This window comes from Pseudoalteromonas sp. SG44-8 (assembly GCF_014164125.1).
In the GTDB taxonomy this organism is placed as follows: Bacteria; Pseudomonadota; Gammaproteobacteria; order Enterobacterales; family Alteromonadaceae; genus Pseudoalteromonas; species Pseudoalteromonas rhizosphaerae.
On sequence record NZ_JACJEQ010000015.1, the window covers coordinates 100,627 to 107,188 of the forward strand.

A 6,562-nucleotide genomic window follows, 5' to 3' on the forward strand; every position below is an offset into this window, starting at 1 on the left:
TTTAAATTAATGATATGAACGTAAATGCTGTGTATTCGCCGTCCATGGCGAAGTCACAGCTTAACGCGCATCCATGCGCTGTTATTACTCATCATTAATTTAATTTCGGGTGTGATCACGGGGAACTGTCTTAGCAGCGGCATGTTAATCTACCCCCTACTAAACATTATGAATTTCATTCTTCAAATTTATCTCAATCGGCTCAGGGAAAAGTAGCTCTAAGTTTCTTTTATCTATTTTAAATAGCGGCCCCTTTTCTGTAACGCGACCAGTTTTACCTGAGCGTTTTATTAGATGATCCATTGTAATGACACCTGAGCAGATCAATGGTATTAGCTGGCTCAAAACAGGTGCTTTAGTGTGGACTACTTTTCCTAGTTGAAAAAATTCTTCGCCATTTTCTTTAAAGCTTTCAGCTTGCACCCAAAAAGTTTCTGAATGTTTTTCAATTAGCCTTTTTTTCAAAAGTTTAGCAGGCCAAACAGCTACTAACTCTTCATTTCGATACCATTCCTCAAGCTGGTCTTTTTGCTTATTGAATATAAAATGTAGCCCTTGAGAGTTTTGACGTTGAGTACTGACTGTGCAGTACAATTTAAAATCATCTTCTCTTTCATAGCCGTATCTATCTAAAATTTTTGCACTAGAGCCTTTAGTAAAATCAACTCCCTTGCAACCACAAGGGCTTAAACTCCAATCAGAAACTTGGGCAAACAAGGTTGTCCGGTTTTTACCACCCCTACCAGACTTTATTTCGATACCATGGTAATCCGGATCTTTTGATGAATTTGCATCAATGCCAAGTAAAGTCTCTAGTGTATAACCTATTGCTGTATCACCACTTCGCTGTGCTTTGAAAGGCTTTATAGCTAATTCTTTTATTTTATTAAGTAGCTCTGCTGAATAAGAGAACTCTTTGTTTATGTAGTTTGTTATTAATTTGTAAATTTGGCTATAGGGGCTCTGTAGTTCAACCTCTAAATCAATTCGGCTTAGGTTAATTAGATGTGGTGAGCCTTGGTATATAACAATGGCAACTTGATCACCTGCAGTGGCAAACTTGGGTAATTGCCTATACCACATCCTTGGATCACCCTGCTTAGTTTTAGGGCGGTAAAAACTTCCAACAATTTCTTTTATTTCATTCTGATTAACTAAGTAGCTAACTTCTTTTCTTATAACGCCTTGCTCTTGTTGGAAGTAATAATGAAATTCCTCTAACTCGAAATGGTCTCTTACTGATTGAGTTGCATCCAGAATAGATTTATTCAAACCTGTTTGCGTAGGCTCAAAAAGAGAAAACTCTACACCTAACTTGGTCAAGGCAACGGTATTACTTCTCAGCAATAATTTTTGGTCTAGTAGTAAGTCACTGGCCCTTTCTTGATCATAAACTTCATAATCCTTATCTGACATTTCAACTTCATTGTATTCAACGAAACTTGTTGAAATACTTGGTATAGGAATACCTTCTACAACTTGCTTTTTTAACTCTTTTGAAACTTCAGGCCAACTAGAATAACCATACTTACGAGCAACAATATCTAGTGCTCGTGCTTGGTTTAAACAATTATTATTTTTCTTTAGAAGTTTTGCTTCTTGCTTGAGTCGTTTTTCATTTATCATTTTCGATGGTCCAAAGATTTTGGAATTCATCGCAGCTAGAATAAATTTAGATTAAATGGGTAATGCTAAACGCTTTTCCTATAATCAGGATGGCACTTACCGTGCCGAAAATATATGTAGTTAAAGTCATTCATTGATTTCAGTCCGAACACTGTAAATCTAGCTGCGAATTCACAACTTTATCTACAGAGAGGACACAAAGGGTCTTTACAGGAAGGAAGGCTACTCTCATAAGCCTTAAATTAAATTATTCTTTTCATGCTCTTAAGTCAACATATAAAATAATAAATTCTTACCTGGACTTTTAAGAGCGATTACCGTAAAATTCGTTGGTTTTCATTTATTACTTGGTGCGTTTTGAATCATATTGAATTGTTTGCAGGCTGTGGCGGCTTAACATTAGGGCTAGAAAGTGTCGGTTTTAATACCGTGCTTGCTAATGAACTCTCTCCAATGGCAGCAGAAACTTTTGCTTATAATTTTTTTAAAGAAGATTTAGCACAATTAGCTGAAGATAACTTAATGCCACAAAATACACTGTGGTTAAACAGTAATTATAAAGACTTGAAACCTAGGTTAAGAGAGAACCCTTTTAGCTTTCCTGAATTCAAAAATAAAGATGGATTCTCTGATTTACCTGATGACTTAAAAAGTATTCAAAATAAACTTCTCATTGGCAGTATCGTTGAGCTTAATAAATTATTAGAAGCAAATTCAGCACTATGCGATGAACTTCATAATTCATTTGGCGAAGGTGAGCTAGATCTAGTATCTGGCGGGCCACCATGCCAAAGCTTCAGTATGGCGGGTATGCGTAAAAAAGATTGTGATAAGAATACGTTACCATGGGAATTTGCATCTTTCGTATCTTTAGTTCGCCCTAAAATTGCAATGCTAGAAAACGTTACAGGTATCTTACGCGCTTTTAAGGATGAAGAAGGAAACCAATTTCATGCGTGGCATGAAGTTGCTAAAGTATTTGCAACCAAGGGTTATATTCCGCTTTGTTTACATATTAATGCTAAATTTGCCGGAATAGCTCAAAACAGACCTCGCTTTATCATGATTGCAATACGAGATGACTATTTTGAAAAGCTTAAGAATTTAAATGAAACTGAAATAGAATTGTTCAAGCAATCAGTTAGCTTTTATAAAAAAGCTAAAAAGAACATAAGTAGCGTAACATTTGGTGATTTGCCCTATTTTGACATAACAAAAACAGAGCACTTTAAGCTATTTAAAAATAGCTTTCTTAGCTCCTTAATTGCTGATGATACCGCAACAGTAAAAGATGCGATTGATGATTTAAAGTTGACCAGTCCTTCAGAGACATCTGCTTATATTAAAGGTTTGAATACCCACTTTTCAGGTGTCTTAGGTGATGTCGTGGACCTAAAAAATCATGAACTAAGGATAAACAGTGATATTGTAAAAAGACGTTTTAGAATTTACCAAATATTACAAGATATTGATAAAAAACAAGTAACAAAAGACGTATTTAATATTCTTAAAAATGGTGTAACGACCTTAAGTAATGAGAGCGCAGCTTTATTACTCAATAAAGAGTTTTTAAATCAGCAAAATAAATTGGTTAAATTTAAAAATAAGTTTGATCTAGTTCAATACCTTTTGGGGCACCCAACTAAAAAGCAGACTCAAAAAGCTTTAATTGCACATGCACCTGCACCTGCAGCACTCTCAATCCCTGATGATGCTTGCCATTACGATAAGAATGAGCTTCGCGTACTGACCGTAAGAGAAATGGCACGAATACAATCATTTCCTGACCAATTTGAATTCCGTTCAAAAGTCACAACAGGAGGTCAGATGCGTAAATTCGAAGTTCCGCAGTACACCCAAGTTGGTAACGCAGTGCCTCCGCTGTTAGGCCAAAAATTAGGTGCTTGCTTAGTAAAGTTAATTGAACGTTTATAGTGCAATGAAACTATACTGTACCTTGAAAGATCTGCCATTGCGTAGGCTTATGTGTACCTCTATAGCTTTGGATAAGTTCACAGTGAATATTACTGTTCATATCGTATCCAATTGCTATTACATCACCTTCTTGCGCAATTTCCATAACAGGTGAGCTTTGAAAGTATAATCTAAATTCAGCAGATCTATTTGGATTTCCTTCTCGTGAATCATACCATGTCAAACCCACAATATAAGTACGACTATCGCCCCGAATAGAAAAACTGGCCTGCTTAGTGACTCGGTTAAAACCAAATATATCCTTTAGCGGAGCTACTCCCTGAAATTCATGTTGGTTAGAACGTTTTATATCAGCTTCCACTGCTGTTAATGTTTTTATACAGGATTTACTGAATAAATCGGTTTTATCGCCATTTTTATTCCTTAATAATTATTGTTATAAACTACTTGTAATAACTAGGTTCAAAGTCACTCGTAATAAATAAGATTATAAGCTAGAGGTTCTTGTCTATGCTCATAACTCCAATTCCCCGTGATCACACCTGAAACGATCGTAATGATGAGTAATTTACAGCATGGATGCTGTAAAAAGCGTAGCTTGGCCATGGATGGCCTATCTACGCTGGTTACGTTCACATCATTAACGGCAGTTGAAGATCTAGTGTGATCTTCGGGGCGCCGTGGGGTTCCAAGGGGCGGACGGCGGTATTCGCCCCTTGGTTGCCATCGCCAACGCGATAAAACCTCGAATAGAGGTTATTTAATCCCTTTCCCAAAACGATATAAATTCACGGCTAAAGCCAGTTCCTACAATTTAAAAGCGCGATGTAAAATTGCGCCTACGACACGATTTACTACTTAAAAGCTGCGCTTTTCGCGTGAGCAAGCTCTACGCCTACAAACCAAACTTCATGCCTATGCGTCATATCTCGGCTTTTCTTCCGCCACTAAGCCAAACTCAGCACTTGGCAGATCTTTTTGATGAAGGTATAACCCCAAACCAGCAGCTTGTTCAAAACTGTCTTTTGCTAACCACAACTTCGCGCTGTTCGCCTGTGCGACTTGATACGCCCAGTTACTTACTGAGCGTGATTTATCAGCATCGCAATTAAAGTAATCACTGAGTTCATGGGTTATATGCTGGCTATTCAAAACCAAGTTTTGTTCTTGCCAGCGCTCGCGGTGCAACTGCGCGGCTAAAAAGTCGCGTTTACTGTTATTACAGGTGCTGTGTGCGGCCACAAAGTTGTGGCCTAAATCATTTGCGTAGCGGGCAAACGGAATAAAGTGGTCAATCTCGGTTTTATTATTCAACGGCTTTTGGCAATAAAAGCAATTACCGTGTTGCAGCTCAATTAGCACAGGTTTGGCTTTGCTCAGTGCGTTACGGTCAAAGCCGAATAAAAAGTCGTGCAGTTGGCTTTGCGGGCCTATTAACGCTTGGTTATGTTTAATACTCTGAATTTTTTGCAGCCAGGCATTTTTAGCCAAATACACCACCAAATCATAAAAGCGCCGAAAGCAACTGGCGATGCCAGCATTTAAGGTAATGAATTTAGTGCTGTTGGTATGCGGATATAAAAAGCATTCTGCTTGTTTTGCTAATATTTGTAAGCGCCACAATGGCCCACTTTTGAGTGTTGCCATTGCTGCGTTAAAGGTTGGCTTATAAAGCGAGCTTTGTTTTAACCCGCGTAAATTACGAATGTTGTTTTGTTGGCACTCATACAGTACAGATATCACTTTAGATTGCGCGCCAGTGTTTTGTTTAAGCAAAGCGCTTTCGCCTGTTTGCTCTGAGGCAAACGGCACCGCATGGTGCCAATATAAAACAATGAGTTTGTCGGCCAAAGTGGCTAAATCTATTTTCAGCTCTGATTGATCTGATACCAGAGGTTGCTCTACACATACATCAGCCAACGCGTGCAGCAACGCAAATTTATACGTTGCGCTAAAATCACCTTCAACCAACATCCGCTGAATATAAGCGATAAAGTCGAGCTGTTGCTGCATTGCGCCAATCATAAAACCGGCACTGCTTTAATTAATGCATTGAGCCACACTTCACTTTCGCGCTCTGGCCGCTGATCAACACTTTGCCATTGTTTTAGTATTTTAAGCTCGGTGTGGTGGGCAATTAATGCAGTTAAGCCATCTTCATTTAAATCGGTAAATTCGCGGCCGTTATGTACGCGTTCTGTATCGCCATATTTAAACGACACATACAAAACCCCATTGGGTTTTAGGGCATTTTGCAGTTTTAAAAACACCTGCGGTAGCTCTACTTTTGGCACATGCAATAAACTGGCACAGCACCAAATGCCATCGTACTTATTGGTACAATTAAGTTGCTGAAAGGTTTTAACCTCTACAGCTTGCTGTAAGTAACTGCTTGCCAACTTTGCAATATTTTCGCTTGCATCAAACGCGCTAACAGTAAAACCTTGCTGTTTAAAATACATAGCATCGCGGGCACTACCGCAGCCAGCATCTAAAATATGGCCATGTTTGGGGATAAGCGGTAAAAACTCAGCGTAAAGCGCCGACATATCAACATTAAGCGTTGAGTCGCTAAAGCTTTGTGCGTTTTGGTTGTAGTAACTGAGTGTTTTAGTGGTCACTTGATATACCGCTCCATGGCTAATTAATAATACTTAACTACTAGTGCGTTAAGTTTTCATTAAGTTTAACCCTAACCTAACATGAAAATGTATTAAAAATATAGAAATATTCGATGAGTACCAAGTACATAGCTGCTAATTAGCAAAAATTAAGAATTTAGTCTTGGTCATATTCATTTAGTAAAAGTTCTAGGAAAGTGACTAGGTGATAGGATGGGCCCGCAGACCATTGCTCGAAGCCAACAGCTTTTGCCTCCTCATTTACCCTCACTCACTGCTCCTTGTGCAAAAAGTTATTAACTGACTGATTCACCACAGAGGTTAAGAGACGCTGCGCTGGTGAGAAATAATAAAGACCGCGTCAGCAAGCTTAACGCCTA

5 protein-coding genes are annotated in these 6,562 nt (G+C 38.5%); 1 reads left to right on the forward strand and 4 read right to left on the reverse strand.

Going from position 1 to position 6,562, the window contains the following annotated elements:
* Positions 1-159 precede the first annotated feature (159 nt).
* Entirely contained in the window at positions 160-1,626 is a 1,467-nt protein-coding gene (locus H5163_RS13220; RefSeq protein WP_182735333.1) for an MvaI/BcnI family restriction endonuclease, read from the reverse strand.
* 357 nt (positions 1,627-1,983) lie between these two features.
* Here H5163_RS13220 and H5163_RS13225 point away from each other — a divergent pair, with 357 nt between their 5' ends.
* Positions 1,984-3,561, forward strand: coding sequence for a DNA cytosine methyltransferase (locus tag H5163_RS13225; protein ID WP_182735334.1), 1,578 nt, complete (start codon positions 1,984-1,986; stop codon positions 3,559-3,561).
* Between the two features lie 10 nt (positions 3,562-3,571).
* On the opposite strand, the gene H5163_RS13230 is transcribed toward H5163_RS13225, so the two are convergent.
* The 3 genes from H5163_RS13230 to H5163_RS13240 form a co-directional block, all read right to left on the reverse strand.
* Positions 3,572-3,922: a type II restriction endonuclease gene (locus tag H5163_RS13230; RefSeq protein WP_182735335.1), complete on the reverse strand. Its 351-nt coding sequence runs from the start codon at positions 3,920-3,922 to the stop codon at positions 3,572-3,574.
* 554 nt (positions 3,923-4,476) lie between these two features.
* On the reverse strand, positions 4,477-5,586 hold the full coding sequence (locus H5163_RS13235; RefSeq protein ID WP_182735336.1) for an HNH endonuclease: 1,110 nt from the start codon (positions 5,584-5,586) through the stop codon (positions 4,477-4,479).
* A complete protein-coding gene (locus H5163_RS13240; protein WP_182735337.1) occupies positions 5,583-6,182 on the reverse strand; it encodes a bifunctional 2-polyprenyl-6-hydroxyphenol methylase/3-demethylubiquinol 3-O-methyltransferase UbiG in 600 nt (199 codons plus the stop codon). The genes H5163_RS13235 and H5163_RS13240 overlap by 4 nt, the downstream gene beginning before the upstream one ends.
* Between the last annotated feature and the right edge of the window lie 380 nt (positions 6,183-6,562).